At 71.4% G+C, this 16,539-nt stretch carries 18 protein-coding genes; 5 read left to right on the forward strand and 13 right to left on the reverse strand.

The annotated features are described in order from the left end of the window. Positions 1 to 373 (forward strand): sulfite exporter TauE/SafE family protein (locus tag IEY91_RS41685; RefSeq protein WP_229696822.1); only part of this gene is annotated, 373 nt, incomplete at its 5' end. A gap of 36 nt (positions 374 to 409) precedes the next feature. Here the strand turns inward: IEY91_RS41685 and IEY91_RS09455 are convergent. Both IEY91_RS09455 and IEY91_RS09460 read right to left on the reverse strand, forming a co-directional pair. Then, positions 410 to 691 (reverse strand): metal-sensitive transcriptional regulator, encoded by a 282-nt coding sequence (locus tag IEY91_RS09455; protein WP_164328741.1) that lies wholly within the window; start codon positions 689 to 691, stop codon positions 410 to 412. Between the two features lie 84 nt (positions 692 to 775). Next, a complete protein-coding gene (locus IEY91_RS09460) occupies positions 776 to 1,222 on the reverse strand; it encodes a protein-tyrosine phosphatase family protein (RefSeq protein WP_189173605.1) in 447 nt (148 codons plus the stop codon). Positions 1,223 to 1,362: 140 nt separating this feature from the next. Between IEY91_RS09460 and IEY91_RS09465 the strand changes: the two genes are divergently transcribed. Beyond that, complete coding sequence (locus tag IEY91_RS09465; RefSeq protein WP_164326745.1) at positions 1,363 to 1,539, forward strand: hypothetical protein; 177 nt, start codon at positions 1,363 to 1,365, stop codon at positions 1,537 to 1,539. 26 nt (positions 1,540 to 1,565) lie between these two features. Here IEY91_RS09465 and mmsB read toward each other — a convergent pair whose 3' ends face one another. From mmsB to IEY91_RS09495, 6 genes are all read right to left on the reverse strand, one after another. Continuing rightward, positions 1,566 to 2,795, reverse strand: coding sequence for a multiple monosaccharide ABC transporter permease (gene mmsB / locus IEY91_RS09470; protein ID WP_306309878.1), 1,230 nt, complete (start codon positions 2,793 to 2,795; stop codon positions 1,566 to 1,568). A gap of 10 nt (positions 2,796 to 2,805) precedes the next feature. Further along, the gene (mmsA, locus tag IEY91_RS09475; protein WP_444545472.1) at positions 2,806 to 4,398 is read right to left on the reverse strand and encodes a multiple monosaccharide ABC transporter ATP-binding protein; all 1,593 of its coding nucleotides are present in this window, start codon (positions 4,396 to 4,398) and stop codon (positions 2,806 to 2,808) included. Next, on the reverse strand, positions 4,395 to 5,504 hold the full coding sequence (gene chvE, locus IEY91_RS09480; RefSeq protein ID WP_189173606.1) for a multiple monosaccharide ABC transporter substrate-binding protein: 1,110 nt from the start codon (positions 5,502 to 5,504) through the stop codon (positions 4,395 to 4,397). Before chvE ends, mmsA begins: the two co-directional genes overlap by 4 nt. Positions 5,505 to 5,506: 2 nt before the next feature. Next, a complete protein-coding gene (locus tag IEY91_RS09485) occupies positions 5,507 to 6,493 on the reverse strand; it encodes a hypothetical protein (RefSeq protein ID WP_229696823.1) in 987 nt (328 codons plus the stop codon). A gap of 105 nt (positions 6,494 to 6,598) precedes the next feature. Beyond that, positions 6,599 to 7,627 (reverse strand): zinc-dependent alcohol dehydrogenase, encoded by a 1,029-nt coding sequence (locus IEY91_RS09490; RefSeq protein WP_189173855.1) that lies wholly within the window; start codon positions 7,625 to 7,627, stop codon positions 6,599 to 6,601. Positions 7,628 to 7,668: 41 nt separating this feature from the next. Beyond that, on the reverse strand, positions 7,669 to 8,817 hold the full coding sequence (locus tag IEY91_RS09495; RefSeq protein WP_189173607.1) for a mandelate racemase/muconate lactonizing enzyme family protein: 1,149 nt from the start codon (positions 8,815 to 8,817) through the stop codon (positions 7,669 to 7,671). A gap of 215 nt (positions 8,818 to 9,032) precedes the next feature. Between IEY91_RS09495 and IEY91_RS09500 the strand changes: the two genes are divergently transcribed. Both IEY91_RS09500 and IEY91_RS09505 read left to right on the forward strand, forming a co-directional pair. Further along, the gene (locus IEY91_RS09500; RefSeq protein WP_164326749.1) at positions 9,033 to 9,797 is read left to right on the forward strand and encodes an IclR family transcriptional regulator; all 765 of its coding nucleotides are present in this window, start codon (positions 9,033 to 9,035) and stop codon (positions 9,795 to 9,797) included. A 40-nt stretch (positions 9,798 to 9,837) separates the two neighbouring features. Next, positions 9,838 to 10,728: an SMP-30/gluconolactonase/LRE family protein gene (locus tag IEY91_RS09505; protein WP_189173608.1), complete on the forward strand. Its 891-nt coding sequence runs from the start codon at positions 9,838 to 9,840 to the stop codon at positions 10,726 to 10,728. A 4-nt stretch (positions 10,729 to 10,732) separates the two neighbouring features. On the opposite strand, the gene IEY91_RS09510 is transcribed toward IEY91_RS09505, so the two are convergent. The 5 genes from IEY91_RS09510 to IEY91_RS09530 all read right to left on the reverse strand — a co-directional run bounded on the left by IEY91_RS09510 (position 10,733) and on the right by IEY91_RS09530 (position 15,346). Next, positions 10,733 to 11,527, reverse strand: a complete 795-nt coding sequence (locus IEY91_RS09510; RefSeq protein WP_229696825.1) for a thioesterase II family protein — start codon at positions 11,525 to 11,527, stop codon at positions 10,733 to 10,735. A gap of 239 nt (positions 11,528 to 11,766) precedes the next feature. Further along, positions 11,767 to 12,783: a DUF5954 family protein gene (locus tag IEY91_RS09515; RefSeq protein WP_189173609.1), complete on the reverse strand. Its 1,017-nt coding sequence runs from the start codon at positions 12,781 to 12,783 to the stop codon at positions 11,767 to 11,769. 96 nt (positions 12,784 to 12,879) lie between these two features. Beyond that, positions 12,880 to 13,263, reverse strand: coding sequence for a tautomerase family protein (locus IEY91_RS09520; protein WP_189173610.1), 384 nt, complete (start codon positions 13,261 to 13,263; stop codon positions 12,880 to 12,882). Between the two features lie 97 nt (positions 13,264 to 13,360). Beyond that, positions 13,361 to 14,101, reverse strand: coding sequence for a class I SAM-dependent methyltransferase (locus IEY91_RS09525; protein ID WP_164328745.1), 741 nt, complete (start codon positions 14,099 to 14,101; stop codon positions 13,361 to 13,363). Positions 14,102 to 14,293: 192 nt separating this feature from the next. Next, the gene (locus IEY91_RS09530; RefSeq protein WP_444545474.1) at positions 14,294 to 15,346 is read right to left on the reverse strand and encodes a helix-turn-helix domain-containing protein; all 1,053 of its coding nucleotides are present in this window, start codon (positions 15,344 to 15,346) and stop codon (positions 14,294 to 14,296) included. A 175-nt stretch (positions 15,347 to 15,521) separates the two neighbouring features. Here IEY91_RS09530 and IEY91_RS09535 point away from each other — a divergent pair, with 175 nt between their 5' ends. Then, positions 15,522 to 16,442 carry an NAD(P)-dependent oxidoreductase gene (locus IEY91_RS09535; RefSeq protein WP_189173611.1) on the forward strand — a complete coding sequence of 307 codons (921 nt, stop codon included), beginning with the start codon at positions 15,522 to 15,524 and terminating at the stop codon, positions 16,440 to 16,442. The last annotated feature ends 97 nt before the right edge of the window (positions 16,443 to 16,539 follow it).

Here is a 16,539-nt window from a genome sequence, read left to right on the forward strand (position 1 = left end):
CGGGGCCGCCGGTGCGGGGGCCGGGCTCGGCGCGCTGACGGGCCTGCTCGGCGTCGGCGGCGGCTTCCTGGTCGTGCCCGCCCTGGTCACCGTGCTCGCCTTCGAGATGCGCGCGGCGACGGGGACCAGCCTGTTCGTCATCGCGGCCAACTCCCTTGCCGCGCTGGCCACCCGGGGCAGCACCACGACGGGACTCGACTGGGGCGTCATCGCGCCGTTCACCGGCGCCGCCGTCCTCGGCGCCTGGGACGGCAAACGTCTCGCGTCCCGGCTCTCCGGCGCCCGGCTGCGGCGCGCGTTCGCCGTCGTGCTGCTCGTGGTGTCCGCAGGGATGCTGGCCGACGTTCTCGTCGCCGTACTGGTACGACGATGAGTGCCCGCACGCCAAGTACCCGCACGCGAAGGACCCTCACGCCAAAGAAAGGAACAACTTCTCCAGGCGGGCCCGCATCCGGTCCCTGTCCCCGCTCTCCGCGAGGTCCCCGTCCGCCAGGCACCGCTGGAGCCCCGTCGCGATGATCGCGAAACCCGCCTTGTCCAACGCCCGTGACGCGGCCGCGAGTTGGGTGACGACTTCCTCGCAGTCCCGCCCCTCCTCGATCATCCTGATCACTCCGGCGATCTGCCCCTGCGCCCGGCGCAGCCGGTTGACCACGGTCTTCAGTTCATCGGCCGCCATCGCCATGTCCACGAGAAACTCCTTCGGCATACCCCTGCGGGTATCTTACGGAGGTGGTGTACGCGGCAACATTGGTCCTCGCGGCGCGGACCCGTGTCAGTCCGCCGCTCCCGCGGGCCTGAAGTCGCGGACGAAGCGGCGCTGCCACGGCGTCTCCACCGCACGGCGGTGATAGTGCGCGCGGACGTAGTCCACGGCCTCGCCCGCGGGTACGCCGTCGAGCACCGCGAGGCACGCCAGCGCGGTCCCGGTGCGCCCGACGCCCCCGCCGCACGCGATCTCGACGCGCTCGACGGCGGCCCGCGCCCACGCCTCGCCGAGCAGTCGCCGCGCCTGCTCGCGGTCCGCGGGCAGCCGGAAGTCCGGCCAGCGCAGCCAGCGCGCCTCCCAGTCGACCGGTGGCGCGGGCTTGCCGAGGAGATACAGGGCGAAAGCGGGCGTGGGCCCGTCGGGCAGCGGGTGCCGCAGCCCGCGCCCGCGCACGAGCCGTCCGGACGGCAGCCGCAGCACGCCAGGGTCTGTTTCACGCCAAGTCTTCGTCACGTCAAGTCCCCGTCAGATCACACCAAGTACCAGTCAGTCGATAACCGTAACGTCCGGACGTACCGGCCCTTCGCCGGGTGCTATCCGATAATCATTGGGTTCTAACGGAATCTTGACTTCAGCAGGGCATAGTGCAGGGCATGACACCATCGATGGTTCCCGTCTGCCCGTACTGCGGGCGGGTCGAGTGCATATGCCCGGCCACCGCCGGCTCCGTCGCCGCAACCCGTGGCCTGAGGCGGCTCGTTCACGTCGCCGCCGTGTTCCCGCAGTCCACCGAGCCCATCGGTGCGCCGTCCAGCAAGCCGCGCGAGTAGCCGGGGGAAGTAGGGGGGAGGGGGAGTCAGCGTCCGGCCTTGCGCTTGTTCCAGACGTCGAAGCCGACGGCGGCGAGCAGCACCAGGCCCTTGATGACCTGTTGGTAGTCCGTGCCGATGTTGACCAGCGACATGCCGTTGTTGAGGACGCCGAGCACCAGGCCTCCGATCACGGCGCCGAGGACGGTGCCGACGCCGCCGCTCATGGACGCGCCGCCGATGAACGACGCCGCGATCGCCTCCAGTTCGAAGTTGAGGCCCGCCTGTGGCGTGCCCGCGTTCAGGCGCGCCGCGTACACACAGCCCGCGAGCGCCGCGAGCACGCCCATGTTGACGAAGATGAGGAAGGTGACGCGCTTGTCCTTCACGCCGGACAGCTTGGCGGCCGCCTTGTTGCCGCCGAGCGCGTACACATGCCGTCCCACGACCGCGTTGCGCATCACATAGCCGAGGCCGATGAGCAGGCCGCACATGATGAGCAGCACGACGGGCACGCCGTGGAAACTGGCGAGCGTCAGGGTGAACGCCGCCACGGCCGCCGCCATGGCCACGCACTTCGCCGCCCACAGGCCGGTCGGCGTGACGTGCAGGTCGTACGCCAACTGCCGCTTGCGGTGGCGCCATTCACGAAGCAGCAGGAACGCGATCGTCGCGGCGCCGATGAGCAGCGTCGGGTTGTGGTACTGCGTGTACGGGCCCATCTCCGGGATGAAGCCCTTGGCGATGTTCTGGAATCCGTCGGGGAACGGCGAGAGCGACTGGCCTTCGAGGACGATCTGGGTCAAGCCGCGGAAGAGCAGCATGCCCGCGAGCGTCACGATGAACGACGGGATTCCGACGTACGCGATGAAGAAGCCCTGCCACGCGCCCGCGACCGCGCCGATGAGCAGCGACAGGACGAGCGCGAGCACCCACGGCATGTCGTGTTTGACCATCATCACCGCCGACATGGCGCCGACGAAGGCCACCAGTGAGCCCACGGACAGGTCGATGTGGCCCGCGATGATGACGATCATCATGCCGATGGCCAGGATGAGGATGTAGCCGTTCTGCTGGATCAGGTTGGAGACGTTGCTCGGCAGGAGCAGGGTGCCGTCCGTCCAGATCTGGAAGAGGACGACGAGGAACGCGAGGGCGACGAGCATGCCGTACTGACGCATGTTGGCGCGCATGCCGTGCAGCAGCAGCGCACCGGCCGAGGGCTGCGCGGATGGCGTGGACGAGGTGTCGTGCGGCGGCGTGGACGTGGTGGTCATGGGTGATGCCTCAGCTTCTGTCGCGGGTCATGTGGCGCATCAGGACTTCTTGGGTGGCGTCCGCGCGGTCGACCTCGCCGGTCAGCCGGCCCTCGGCCATCGTGTAGATCCGGTCGCACATCCCGAGGAGTTCGGGCAGTTCGGAGGAGATGAACAGGACCGCCTTGCCCTGGGCGGCGAGCCGGTCGATGACGGTGTAGATCTCGTACTTGGCGCCGACGTCGATGCCGCGCGTCGGCTCGTCGAGGATCAGCACCTCGGGGTCGGCGTGGATCCACTTGCTCAGGACGACCTTCTGCTGGTTGCCGCCGGAGAGCCGCCCCACCTGTTCGAGGACGGTGGGTGCCTTGATGTTCATCGACGTGCGGTAGCGCTCGGCGACGGACCGCTCGTGATGGCCGTCCACGAGACCGGGGAGCCCGGCGACACCGCGGCCCCGCATGCCCGGCAGCGAGGCCAGGGAGATGTTGCGGTGGATGGTGTCGATGAGGTTGAGGCCGTACGTCTTGCGGTCCTCGGTGACGTACGCGATCCCGGCGTCGATGGCCGCGGGCACGGTCCTCGTGGCGACCTCGCGCCCGCCGACCGCCACGGTCCCGGCCACGTACCGGCCGTAGGAGCGCCCGAAGACGGACATCGCGAGCTCGGTGCGCCCGGCCCCCATCAGGCCCGCGATGCCCACGATCTCCCCGCGCCGGACGGTCAGTGACACATCGTCGACGACCGTGCGCTGCTGGTCGACGGGGTGGCGGACGGTCCAGCCGGACACGGAAAGGGCGTCCGCGCCCGCGTCCGCGCCGTCGTAGCGGGTGCGTTCGGGGAAGCGCTGGTCGAGGTCGCGGCCCACCATGCCGCGGATGATCCGGTCCTCGGAGAGCCGCGGCTCGGCGTCCGGTGTCTCGCGGACGGTGAGGGTCTCGACGGACCGGCCGTCGCGCAGGATCGTCACCGCGTCCGCGACCCGCCGGATCTCGTTGAGCTTGTGGGAGATGACGACGCAGGCGACGCCCTGCGCGCGCAGGTCCAGGATCAGGCCGAGGAGCTTCGCGCTGTCCTCGTCGTTGAGCGCGGCCGTCGGCTCGTCGAGGATGAGCAGCCTCACCTTCTTCGACAGGGCCTTGGCGATCTCCACCAACTGCTGCTTGCCGACGCCGAGATCGGCGACCGGCGTCTGCGGCCGCTCGTCCAGACCGACCCGCTGCAGAAGGCGGCTCGCCTCGCGCAGCGTGCCGTTCCAGTCGATGAGCCCGCGCGTGGCACGCTCGTTGCCGAGGAAGATGTTCTCGGCGATCGACAAGTACGGGACGAGCGCCAGCTCCTGATGGATGATCACGATGCCGTGCCGCTCGCCGGCGCGGATGTCCTTGAAGGCCACCGGTTCGCCCTCGAAGCGGATCTCGCCGTCGTAGGAGCCGTGCTCGTGGACACCGCTGAGGACCTTCATCAACGTCGACTTGCCCGCGCCGTTCTCGCCGCAGACCGCGTGGATCTCCCCGGGCCGCACGGTCAGACACACGTCGGAAAGCGCCCTGACCCCGGGGAAGGTCTTGGTGATCCCGCGCATCTCCAGGACGGGCCGCGTCTCCAGGCCTGGCCCCGTCACTTGAGCTGTCCAGCCCTGAAGTACCCCTCGTCGACGAGGAGCCGCGTGTTGGACCTGTCCACGCTGACCGGGTCGAGCAGATAGGCGGGCACGGTCTTCTTGCCGTTGTCGTAGTCCGTGGTGTTGTTGACGCTGACCTTCTTGTCGTTGAGCACCGCGTCGCCCATCGCCACCGTCTGCTTGGCGAGCTTGCGGGTGTCCTTGAAGACGGTCTGCGTCTGCTCGCCGCGGATGATGGACTTCACCGACGCCAGCTCCGCGTCCTGCCCGGTGATGACCGGCAGGGGCTGGCTCTTGGAGCCGTACCCCGCGCTCTTGAGTGCCGAGATGACGCCGATCGAGATGCCGTCGTACGGCGAGAGGACCGCGTCGACCCGGTCCGAGCCGTAGTTCTTGCTGATCAGGTCGTCCATGCGCTTCTGCGCCGTGCCGCCGTCCCAGTCCAGAGTGGTGGCCTGGTTCATCCTCGTCTGCTGGCTGAGGACGGTCAGTTGGCCGCTCTTGAAGTACGGCTGGAGCACCTTCATGGCGCCGTTCCAGAAGTACTTGGTGTTGTTGTCGTTCGGCGAGCCCGCGAACAGCTCGATGTTGTGCTTGTCGGCGCCCTTCTCGGGCTTGCCGAGCCGAAGCTTCTTGACGATGTACTGGGCCTGGAGGCGGCCGACGCGCTCGTTGTCGAACGACGCGTAGTAGTCGACGTTCTCCGTGCCGAGGATGAGGCGGTCGTACGAGATCACGGGGATGCCCGCGTCGTGCGCGCGCTGCAGGACCTCGGTGAGCGCGGAGCCGTCGACGGCGGCGACCACCAGGAGACTTCGCCCCTTGGTGATCATGTTCTCCAGCTGGGCGATCTGGTTCTCGACCTTGTTGTCGCCGTACTGCAGATCGGTCTTGTAGCCGGCCTTCTTGAACTGCTCGGCCATGTTGTCGCCGTCGGCTATCCACCGCTCGGAGGCCTTGGTGGGCATGGCGAGGCCGATGGTGGCGCCCTTGCCGGTGTCGGGCTCGTAGCGGCTGCCGCCCTTGGCCTCCTGGCCGCAGGCGGACAGCGTGGCGGCGAGCAGCGCGGCGGCGAGGAGGGCCGCGGCGGGGGTGCGCGGACGCATGGTCAGCTCCCTTCGGGGCAGGGGAAGCGCTCCAGGTCGCCCGGGAGGCGGGCGCCGGGCGGCGACATGGCGCCGTCGGCGCCGTGCCGGGCGAGCAGGTCGAGGACGAGCCGTCCGCGCCGCACCCGCTCGCGGGCGGTGGCGAGGGTGTGCTCGCGCAGATGGGCGCCGTAGGGATAGATGCCGGGCGACTTGCTCAGGCCGAACTTCACGTACAGCGGGGCCCCGCACCGGATCAGCTCCGCGACCTCGTACATGCGGACGTAGCCGCCGAGGTCGTCCGGCGCCTCCACGTACATGTCCATCGGCGCCCGGCTCACCCGGCGGATCTCGGTGAGGTGATGCACCGTCAAGTCCGAGGGCACATTGAGGGAATCGGCGCCGAGGCGTTCGTACACGGCGTACGAAGCGGGGTTCACCGGGCCGGTGAGCGCGGACACCTTGAACCGGACGTCGGCCGGGAGCACGCCCGCCGCGCGCATGCGGTGCAGGGTCCACAGCACTCCCTCGTCGGCGACGAGCAGGCAGCGCACGCCCAGCTCGGCGGCGCGCAGGGCGTCCTCGACGCAGCCGGCGAGCGCGTCGTGGCCGCGGGCACGCAGGCCCGCCCCGCCGGAGTCGGTACGGGTGGAGGCGCCGGTGTCCCAGGTGCCGCGCGGGCCGGTGAACAGGCAGAGCTCGACGTCGCTCTCGGCGCAGGAGTCCACCATCTCCGTGAGCTCGTCGTCGGTGAGCATCCACACGCCGCTGCCCTGGCTGATGCGGTGCACGGGCACGTCGAGGCGGGTGCTCTCCTTGAGGACGACGGACAGGGCCTCCGGTCCCTCCACGGAAGGGATCTCGGTGCGCCAGGTGCCGCCGTCGGGGAACGTGTACGGGGACGCGCTCGCCGGGTCGGGCACCGGCACGGCGTGGCCGATGCGGGCGAGGGCGTCGACGCCGGGACGCCGGGGTGCGGACGGGGGCCGGGGTGCGGACGGGGTAGGCAAGGGGACTCCCATGTTGTTCGGTATTTCGAATGCGGTTCGGAACGTGAGGCGGGGGTGGGCCGGAGGTGGCGCCGAGGCGCCGCAAGGACGTGCCCCGACCCGGGGCTAGGGCCGCAGCAGCACCTTCCCGGTGGCCGGGTCCCCCTCGCCCACCAGCGCCACGGCCTCCCCGAAGCGCTCCAGCGGGAACTCGTGGGTGATCAGGGGCGCCGGGTCGAGCAGTCCGAGGCCGAAGGCCCGCACCGCGTCCGACCAGGCCGACGAGGGCGCGCCGAAGACACTGCGGAGCTCCAGCTGGCTCAGCGACAGGTGCACCGGGTCGATGCCCCGCGCACCCGGCGTGAACATGCCGGTGAGCACCACCCGGCCGCCCCGGCGCGCAAGGAGGCAGGACGAGGCGGCGGTGGTCGGCGCCCCCGCGGTCTCCACGACCAGGTCGAAGCGGCCCGCCACGGCACCCTCCTCGTCCGGGGCAAGAGCCGCGCTCGCGCCGAACGCGAGGGCCTGCTCGCCGCGCGCGGCCCGCGGGTCGACGACGGCCAGCTCGGCGGGGCGGTACGCGGCCAGGAGCTGCACGGCGAGCAGCCCGAGCGTGCCCGCGCCGACCACCGCCACCCGCTCGCCGGGCCGGGGCCCGCCGGCCCGCACGGCCGCCGCGACGACCGCGGCGGGTTCGAGCAGGGCGGCGGCGCGCAGGTCCGCCGCGTCGTCCAGCGGGTGCAACAGCTGCGCGGGGACGGTGAGATGGTCGGCGAAGGCGCCCGGCTCCGTGAACCCGGTCTCCGCGTACCCCGCGGTGCACAGGCTGGTCTCCCCGCACCGGCACCGCTCGCAGCGGCCGCACGCGCGGAACCCCTCGGCGACGGTCCGCCGGCCGACGAGCGCGGGATCGACGCCCTCGCCCACGGCCGCCACGGTCCCCGACCACTCGTGCCCCGGGGTCACCGGGTAGCGCACGTACCCGGCGTCGCGGCGGCCGTCGTACAGCTCCCGGTCGCTCATGCAGATCCCGGCGGCGGCGACGCGCACCAGGACCTCGCCGGGGCCGGGGGCGGGCACGTCCCGTCGCACGAGACGGTGGCTCCCCGGCCGGTCGACGACGACCGCGCGGCTGCCCTCGTCGAGTCCGCCCACTTCGAGTCCGCCCACTTCGGCGCCGCCCACTGCGAGGCCGGTCACTTGGGAGCCCTCTTCTCCCAGCCCTCGGCCCACAGGTCGAACCGCGCCTGCTGCTGCGGGAACTCGGCCGCGGCCGCCACGTCCAACTCGACGCCGAGGCCGGGCTCGTGGGACAGCTCGAAGTAGCCGTCGACGACCTCGGGCGCGCCCTTCACGACCTTCTTGATCTCCGCGTCCGCGAAGTCGTTGAAGTGCTCCAGGATCTTGAAGTTCGGGGCGGTGAAGCCCACTTGGAGCGAGGCGGCGGTCAGCACGGGACCGCCCACGTTGTGCGGGGCGATCAGCGTGTAGTGCGTCTCGGCGGTCGCCGCCAGCTTCCGCGTCTCCCAGATGCCGCCGATGTGACCGACGTCGGGCTGGATGATGTCCGCGGCCTGGCTCTCGAACAGCTCCCGGAACTCGATCCGGTCGTGGACGCGCTCGCCCGTCGCCACCGGCATGTCGACCTTCGCGGCGACCTTCTGAAGCGCCTTCAGGTTCTCCGGCGGCACCGGCTCCTCCAGCCACGCGGGCCGGAACGGCGCGAGCTCGCGGGCGAGGCGGATCGCCGTGGCGGGCGAGAACCGGCCGTGCATCTCCAGCATCAGCTCGGCGTCGGGCCCGATCGCGTCGCGCACCGCCTCGATCAACGACACCGCGTACCGGCTCTGTTCGTGGTCGAGCTCGAAGTGCCCGGTCCCGAACGGGTCGATCTTCAGGGCGCGGTAGCCGCGCGCCGTCACCTCCTTGGCGGCGCTGTGGTACGCCTCCGGGGTGCGCTCGGTCGTGTACCAGCCGTTGGCGTACGCCTTGACCCGGTCGGTGACCTTCCCGCCGAGCAACTGCCACACCGGCACGCCGAGCGCCTTGCCCTTGATGTCCCAGCAGGCCATCTCCACGACCGCGATCCCGGACATCACGATCTCCCCGGCCCGCCCGTAGTCGCCGTACTTCATCCTGCGTACGAGGTCCTCGACCGCGAACGGATCGGAACCGGCGATGTGGTTGGCCGTCGCCTCGCGGAGATAGCCGAGGAGCGCGTCGGTGCGGCCGAGCATGCGGGTCTCGCCGACCCCCGTGAGTCCTTCGTCGGTGTGGACCAGCACATAGGTGAGATTGCGCCAGGGGGTCCCGACGACGTGAGTGCTGATTCCCGTGATGCGCACGGCAGTTGCCCCCAGGGTGGGTAGGGTGTGTTCGAGATTTCGACATGCGTTCGAAATGGTGGCGTGACCGTAAAGCGCCCCTCTCGGGGGTGTCAATGGGTCGCGCGTGAACCGTTCGGGCAGGGGCATTGCGCCGCCGACATGCGTGTGTCTAGCCTGTGTTCGCGATATCGACCAGTGGTCGTGGTTTCGAACGGTGAGGGTGGGTGGACGGCATGGGGCGCCTAGTTCCGGCGGTGACCAGGGCTTTCGACATACTGGAGCTGTTCCTGGAAGGCGACGGCACGCTCTCCGCGCCCGAGGTCACCCGCAAGCTCCAGCTGCCCCGCACCACCGTGCACGAGCTGCTCACCACCCTGACCGCCCGCTCCTACCTGGTGTCGATCCCCGAGCAGCCGGGCCGCTACCGCCTCGGCGTGCGCACCTACCAACTGGGCAGCCGGTACGCCGAGCAGCTCGACCTCGCCGCCGAGGGCCAGCGCGTGGCCCGCGAGGTCACCGAGACCTGCGGCGAGACGGTGCACGTCGCGATCCTGGAGGACGCGGACGTCATCTACATCGCGAAGGTCGACTCCACGCACGCGGTGCGCATGGTCTCCGCGGCGGGCCGCCGACTGCCCGCGCACTGCACGGCCGTCGGCAAGATGCTGCTCGCGTCCCTCCCGGCGGCGGAGCTCGACGCCCGCATCGCGGGCCGCGAGCTGGCGGCGATGACGCCCAACAGCCTGACCGATCCGGCCGAGTTGCGCGCCGCGCTCACCGCGGTCCGCGAGCGCGGCGTAGCCTCCGAGCACCGTGAGTCCAACCCGGACGTGAGCTGCGTGGCCGCCCCGGTGCGCGACAGCGCGGGACGGGTCGTCGCCGCGATCTCCGTCTCCGTACCGATGATCCGCTGGAGCGAGGAGCGCGAGACGGAGCTGTCCGGCCTCGTGGTGAAGGGTGCGGGCGAGCTGTCGGCGCGGCTCGGGCACCGGGGATGACGGTCTCCGGGGCCGGGGATGACGCTCTCGGGCACCGGAGATGTGGAGTGAGGCTGTGACGAAGGGTGAGAGCGTGACGAAGCGGAAGCCGGTCGCCGAGGTCGCGGTGCACGAGTGGGCCGAGCTGGGCGAGGGCCCGACGTGGGACGCCGAGGCCGGTCACCTGATCTGGGTGGACATCCTCAACTCCCGTGTCCATACGTACGATCCGTCGAGCGGCAGGCGCACGGTGCTCGCCACCGAACAGCACGTCGGCGCGGCGAAGCCGCGGGCGGGCGGCGGCCTCGTCGTCAACCTCCGCGACGGCGTCGGGCTCTACGGCCCGGACGGTGCCTTCTCCTGGCTGCTGCGCGAGCCGGTCGCCGGACGGCGCGGCAACGACGCGGCCGTCGCCGCGGACGGCGCGCTGTGGGCGGGCACCATGCGCTACGACGAGGCGCCCGGCGGTGGGAGCCTGACGCGCGTCGCCCCGGACGGCACCACGACCCCGGTGTTCCCGGAGGTCGCCGTCAGCAACGGCATCGGCTGGAGCCCCGACGGCACCCTCATGTACTACGCGGACAGCCCCACCCGACGCATCGACGTCTGCCGCATGGACGGCCAACTCCCCGTGGACCGCAGGGAGTTCACCGTCATCGCGGAGCCGGACGGCTTCCCCGACGGCCTGACCGTGGACGCGGACGGCTGCGTGTGGGTGGCGCTCTGGGACGGCGGCCAGGTCCGGCGCTACACCCCGGACGGCGCCCTGGACCGCGTCCTTCCGCTGCCGGTTGCGCGCCCCACCGCGTGCGCGTTCGGCGGCCCGGACCTGCGTGATCTGTACGTCACGACGGCCCGGGCCGGCCTGGACCGCCCGCACCCGATGGCGGGCTCGGTCCTCGTGGTCCAGGACGCGGGGCAGGGCATCCCCGGGACGGCCTTCGCGGGCTGACCAGCTACGCGGCGCGGGCGCCGAACATCGAGGAGATGATGCGCTCCGCGTGCTCCGCCAGGTAGAAGTGGTCGCCGGGCAGCACGAGCGCGGAGAAGTCGCCGTCGCCCGCCTCGCGCCACGCCTCCACGTCCTCCGGTGCCACCTCGACGTCCTGGTCGCCCGTGAACACACCGATCGGGCAGCGCAGGCGCGCCGACAGATCCGGGCGGTACGTCTCGATCAGGCAGTAGTCGGCGCGTATCGCGGGCAGCACCATCTCGCGCACGTCGGGGTCGTCGAGGAGCGAAGGATCGGTGCCGCCGAGCTGCTTGATCTCGTCGACGAGCTCCTCCTCCGGCAGCAGGTGCACCGTGCCGGGCCGCTGCCGGCTCGGACCCTGGCGGCCCGAGACGAACACGTGCCGCGGCGCCGGGCCGGGCCCGGCCTCCAGGCGCAGTGCCGTCTCCCAGGCCAGCGCGGCGCCCATGCTGTGACCGAAGAAGACCAGCTCGCGATCGGCGCGCACACCGGAGCGCAGCGCCTCCGCGGTGGCGTCGGCCAGCTCGGTCATGGTGGCGAGGGGGCGCTCCGCGAGCCGGTCCTGGCGGCCCGGGTACTGCACCGCGACCAGTTCCACGTCCAGCGGGACCAGCTTCGCCCACGGTGCGAAGAAGGAGGCGGTGCCGCCCGCGTGCGGGAAGCACACCAGGGTGGTCCGCGCGGTGGGGCGGGGCTGGGTGCGGCGCAGCCAACGGGCCGTGGGAGAGGCCGAGTTGACGCCGGGGCGCGGGGTCGTCGTCTTCGGTTCGGTGGTCATCAGCACTCCGTCGAGCAGGTGGGCGGTCGGGCGGCGGTCCAAGGGGTCGCCCGCGTGACGGAATCAGAAGCGGGGCAAGTGCCGCAACCTGGCGAGCGCGCTTCGGCCGCGCAGGGTCCGTGTACGCGCCCGGTGTCCGGTCGCCCGGACGCGCGGAGTGCGCCGGGGCGAGGCAGCACGTATGCTGCCTTGCGCATGTTTCAGGCGGAAAAAAGTGAAATGTACGTACTGGTGCCGTCTCAGTCGTCGTAGTGAATGACGCCGTCCTCGTCCATCGTCGGATGGAGCTTCATGGGCTCCGTCGTCTCCACGTCCGAGGGGCGGGCCGGCTCGGGCCCGTCGGCGCCGAGCCGGACCATGCGCTCCACCCGGCAGACACGGAAGCAGCGGTCGCGCACGACGACCTCGTTCGCGCGGCCCGCCGCCTTGAACTCCTCGGCCGCGCGGGCGAATTCGTCCTTCTCGGCGTCGTCGAAGTCGTACAGGACCGGCCAGAACTCCGTCATGCCGTGGACGAGCAGCTGACGCGCGTCGTGCGGGGTGGGCATCAGCGCGCCGCGCGGCCGCCACCGTTGGCCCCGGCGCTCCGCGACACCGAAGCTCACCGGCAGCAGGAGCACCTCCGGATGCTCCCGCACGGCCCGCGCGGAGTCGGCGCGGAACTCCGGGGGGAAGTGGTCGCCGGTGTAGGTGAAGCCGCGCAGCGCGATCCGCAGGGCCCCCGCCATCAGGCCCTCGGCGCGGCCCGGTTCGAGGGTGAAGCCCACGTCCTGCGAGGGCGGCGACTGCCGGTCGCCCCAGGTCGGTTCGGCCGGTTCGGGGTCGGTGGGCCGCGGCGGTTCGAGGCCGTTCTCGCCGGAGCGCGCGAACTCGTCGCCGCGGATGATCCGGTAGCGCGTGCCGAGCACGGTGAGTTCGTTCACCGGCTCCCGCTCCAGGCGGGCGACGGCCGAGAGCAGCGCGCGGCGTTCCTCTCGGACGTCGGTGTCGTCCTTCGCCTTGAACCACAGCAGGGAGTTGAGGCCGTCCCTGGCCTGTTGCGGCGTGCCCTCCGTCACGTCGGCGAGCAGCCGCCAGGGCCCGTCGCCCTCGGTTTCCCGGGCAGCGAGCCCGAACACCGGCCCGCGTACGGCGAGTTGGGGGTACAGGTAGGAGGCGTCCACCGCGTCCGCCTCGCTGACCCAGGCTGCGGGGTCGTCACGGCGGACCAGGTCGCTGTGGAGCGCGTCGATCTGCCGCTTCCAGTCGTCAGGCATGCGTACATTGTCCCGAGACGCGGGCCCCGGGGCGGGCCGCGTCACGCAAGAGCATGACGAAGTGGCCGAATGCCTGGCGGGCCGAGCGGGCGTGCCCTATAAGGCGTACTGCGCCTCCCCGTTGCCGAGCGACCAGTCGATCGACTCGTTCTCGGTCACGGTGACGAACACGTTGCGCGGCTCGGTGCCCGCGTACTCCTGGGCGAGTTCGGCGATCCGCCGGTACAGCGCCTGCTTCTGTGCGGGGGAGCGGCCCGCGCGCATCGTGATGGCCACGTACACGATGCCGCTGTCCCGGCGCACCCCCAGGTAGTCGTCGTAGCGCAACGTGCTGCGGGTGCCGTCGTGGCCGGTCAGCACCTGGAAGCGGTCGTCGGCCGGAATGCCGATCGTCTCCACGAGGGCCTCGTGCACGGCGCGGCCGAGCGCGTCGAGGCGGGCGCTGTCGGCCCCCAGCGCGTCTATGCGGACAAATGGCATGTGGGCGGTCCCCTCGGTAGTCCCTGTCGCTCGTCCTTCGACGAGCGTGTGTACATACTAGTAGGTACACACGGTTTCCCGAAGGGGCCGAACACTCCTAGGCGGCGCGCTCGCCCCGCCGGAACAGCACCGTCCACAGGAACGGCTCCCCGAAGCACGCCGACTCCGGCGACTCGTCGCGCATGCGCCGCAGTTCGACCTCCGTGAGCTCGGAGAAGATCCAGCGGAGGGATTCCGGGGTGTAGGCGAGGCCTCCCTGAAGGCCGGACTCGCGGTAGAGGTCCGCGTCGGGCAGCTCGGAGCCCATCGCGCCCGCCGCGAAGCAGGTGAGGGCGAAGTGCCCGCCGGGCGCGAGGACGCGGTCGAGCAGGGCGAGGTAGCTGACGCGGCGGTGCGGCGGCAGATGGTGGAAGCAGCCGGAGTCGTAGACGAGGTCGTACGGCCCGTCGAGCACGGCGGGGTCGAGCGCGAACGCGTCGCCGAGGTGGAAGCGGATGTCGGCCCCCGCCTCGCGGGCGCGCTCCTCGGCCCAGGAGATCGCGGCGGGCGACACGTCGACGGCGTCCACCTGGAAGCCGTGCGCGGCCAGGTGCAAGGCGTTGCGGCCGGGTCCGCAGCCGAGTTCGAGGGCGCGGCCCGGCGTGACCAGGCCGCGGTCGACGTACGAGACGAGCCGTTCGTCGGGTTTCGCCACGAAGAACGGCACCGGCTTCGACCGGTCGGTGTAGAAGCCGTCCCACCAGTCGGCCGCGTCCGCCGTCCAGCGGTCGGCCCCCGGTGCGAACAGGCCGTCAAGCAGCTTCAGTACGTCGTCGACAGTGCGTATGTTCCGGTCCATCCGCAGGCCTTTCGCGTTCATCCGAACCCTGTGTTCGTGATGGCTCGACGCTAGCGTCGTGACGTACGAAATCCCAGGTCAGAGGGGATGGCGCAAGCGCGAGGACGGGCGTGTGCGGGGCGCGGACCGATGCCGGAAGGGGGCCACACACGAGGGTGTGCGGACGCTCGTCCGTGCCCCCGCCGAATGCCCTCAGGCGGCCGTCGAGGGCGGCGCCGGCGCGGGTTTCTCGACGGATTCGGCGGGCCGCGGCGCCGAGCGGAGCCCTGCGGCGGGGCCGGACTTCGGGAAGGCCCGGCGGTAGTCGCTGGGGGACACCCCGACCTGCTTGAGGAAGTGGTGGCGGAGGTTGTTCGCCGTGCCGAGGCCGCTGAGTTCGCCGACCTTCTCGACCGGCAGGTCGGTGGACTCCAGGAGGCTCTGGGCGCGGGCGAGGCGCTGGTTGAGGAGCCATTGGAGGGGCGTGGTGCCCGTGGCGTCCTGGAGGCGGCGGTAGAACGTGCGCGGGCTCATCGCGGCCCGGCGCGCCAGGTCCGTCACCGTCAGGGGCCGGTCGAGGCGCTGCCGCGCCCACTCCAGGACCGGGCTCAGGCCCGCGTCGTCCGTGGCGGGCACCGACAGATCGATGAACTGGGCCTGTCCGCCCGGCCGGTGGGCAGGCACCACCATGCGGCGGGCGAGCTGGTTGGCGACGTGCGCGCCGAGGTCGCGGCGTACGAGATGAAGGCACAGGTCGAGGCCCGCCGTCAGGCCCGCGCTGGTCAGGACGTCGCCGTCGTCCACGTACAGGACCGAGTCGTCGACCTCCACCAGCGGGAAGCGCGCGGCGAGCTGGGCCGTGTGCTGCCAGTGCGCGGTGGCGCGGCGGCCGTCGAGGAGGCCCGCCTCCGCGAGCGCGAACGCGCCGTTGCACAGGGACACCATGCGCGCGCCCGCCGCGTGTGCGCGGCGCAGCGCCTCGACGAGGCCGGACGGCATCGGCGCGCCCTCCTCCACGCAGGCGTCGGGCACCGAAGGGACGATGACGGTGTCCGCGCCGACGAGGTCGTCAAGGCCGTACTTGGTGCGTACGGAGAGCCCGAACTGGGCGTCGTCGTCCTGTGGCCCCGGTGATCCGGTGCCGCAGAGCCGGAACTCGTACCAGGGGTCGGCCAGGTCCGGCTGCGGCTTGCCGAACACCGTGCACGGAATGCTCAGTTCGTACAGGTCCCACGAGGGGACCCCGATCTCCTCGGTCACGACCACCGCGACGGAACCAGCGCTCATACGCCGACGATACGACGCCGAAAGGCGTGGCAGGAATTTGGTGGCCGACGTCACCACTGTCACTGTCCGGGCCTTCGGGGCGCTGCGAAGGTGGTCCGTACGTGATCAACGTGACCGTTCGTCGCAAGGCGGACCTTCAAGGAGCAACGACGCAATGAGCGCAGAACACCACACCTCCGCCGCCCCGGCCCTCACCCCCGTGACCGTCCTCGGGCTCGGCAACATGGGCACGGCACTCGCCGCCGCCTTCCTGGAGCGCGGCCACCCGACAACTGTCTGGAACCGTTCGCACGAGAAGACGAAGGCGCTCGCCGAGCGCGGCGCGCGCGTGGCCGCGACGCCCGAAGAGGCCGTCACCGCCGCCGAGTTGGTGATCGCCTGCGTCCTCGACAACGACGCGCTGCACACCGTCCTGGACCCGGTGGCCGACCGCCTCGCGGACCGCACCCTGGTGAACGTCACCTCCGGATCGCCGGAGCAGGCCCGCGAGTTCACGACGTGGGCGGACGGCCACGGCGTCGCCTACCTGGACGGCGCCATCATGACCACGCCCCTCGGCGTCGGCCACCCCGACATGATGTTCCTCTACAGCGGCTCCGAAGCGGCCTTCACCGCGCACAAGCAGGCACTTGAGGTCCTCGGTGAGCCGCTGTACCTGGGCACCGACTCGGGGGCGGCTTCGCTGTACGACGCCGCGCTGCTCGGGCTGATGTGGTCGACGTTCACCGGCTGGCTGCACGGCACCGCGCTCGTGGGCGCCGACGGGGGCGCCGCCACCGACTTCACGGCGCTCGCCAACCGCTGGCTCAGCGGGGCCGTCGGCGGCTTCCTCACGCGGTACTCGGGGCAGGTGGACGAGGGCCGCTATCCGGGCGACGACGCCACCGTCGACGTACAGATCGCCACCATCGACCACCTCATCCACGCGGCGGCCGACCGGGGCGTCGACAACGCGCTGCCGGAGCTCCTGAAGGCGACCATGGAGCAGGCGAAGGCGTTGGGGCACGGCGGGGACAGCTATGCCAGCGTGATCGAGGTGCTGCGGGGAAGGGGCGGGGCGAAGGCCGCGCGGTAGCCAACGGCCGTTCGCTGGGCGGAAGTTCGCGCTGACCGCTCACCGGCGGTTGTTCGCGGTGGGGAGTGTGGTGTCGGCCCGGCCGGGCCGACACCAC

It is taken from the genome of Streptomyces lasiicapitis (assembly GCF_014646335.1).
GTDB lineage: Bacteria > Actinomycetota > Actinomycetes > Streptomycetales > Streptomycetaceae > Streptomyces > Streptomyces lasiicapitis.

Bases quoted from the DNA above. Each gene is read 5' to 3' on its own strand.
- IEY91_RS09465 (WP_164326745.1), top strand. From the start codon at position 1,363: ATGACACCATCGATGGTTCCCGTCTGCCCGTACTGCGGGCGGGTCGAG.
- IEY91_RS09505 (WP_189173608.1), top strand. From the start codon at position 9,838: ATGTGGAGTGAGGCTGTGACGAAGGGTGAGAGCGTGACGAAGCGGAAG.
- IEY91_RS09525 (WP_164328745.1), bottom strand. From the start codon at position 14,101: ATGGACCGGAACATACGCACTGTCGACGACGTACTGAAGCTGCTTGAC.
- IEY91_RS09515 (WP_189173609.1), bottom strand. From the start codon at position 12,783: ATGCCTGACGACTGGAAGCGGCAGATCGACGCGCTCCACAGCGACCTG.
- IEY91_RS09510 (WP_229696825.1), bottom strand. From the start codon at position 11,527: ATGACCACCGAACCGAAGACGACGACCCCGCGCCCCGGCGTCAACTCG.
- IEY91_RS09520 (WP_189173610.1), bottom strand. From the start codon at position 13,263: ATGCCATTTGTCCGCATAGACGCGCTGGGGGCCGACAGCGCCCGCCTC.
- mmsB (WP_306309878.1), bottom strand. From the start codon at position 2,795: ATGACCACCACGTCCACGCCGCCGCACGACACCTCGTCCACGCCATCC.
- IEY91_RS09500 (WP_164326749.1), top strand. From the start codon at position 9,033: ATGGGGCGCCTAGTTCCGGCGGTGACCAGGGCTTTCGACATACTGGAG.
- chvE (WP_189173606.1), bottom strand. From the start codon at position 5,504: ATGCGTCCGCGCACCCCCGCCGCGGCCCTCCTCGCCGCCGCGCTGCTC.
- IEY91_RS09535 (WP_189173611.1), top strand. From the start codon at position 15,522: ATGAGCGCAGAACACCACACCTCCGCCGCCCCGGCCCTCACCCCCGTG.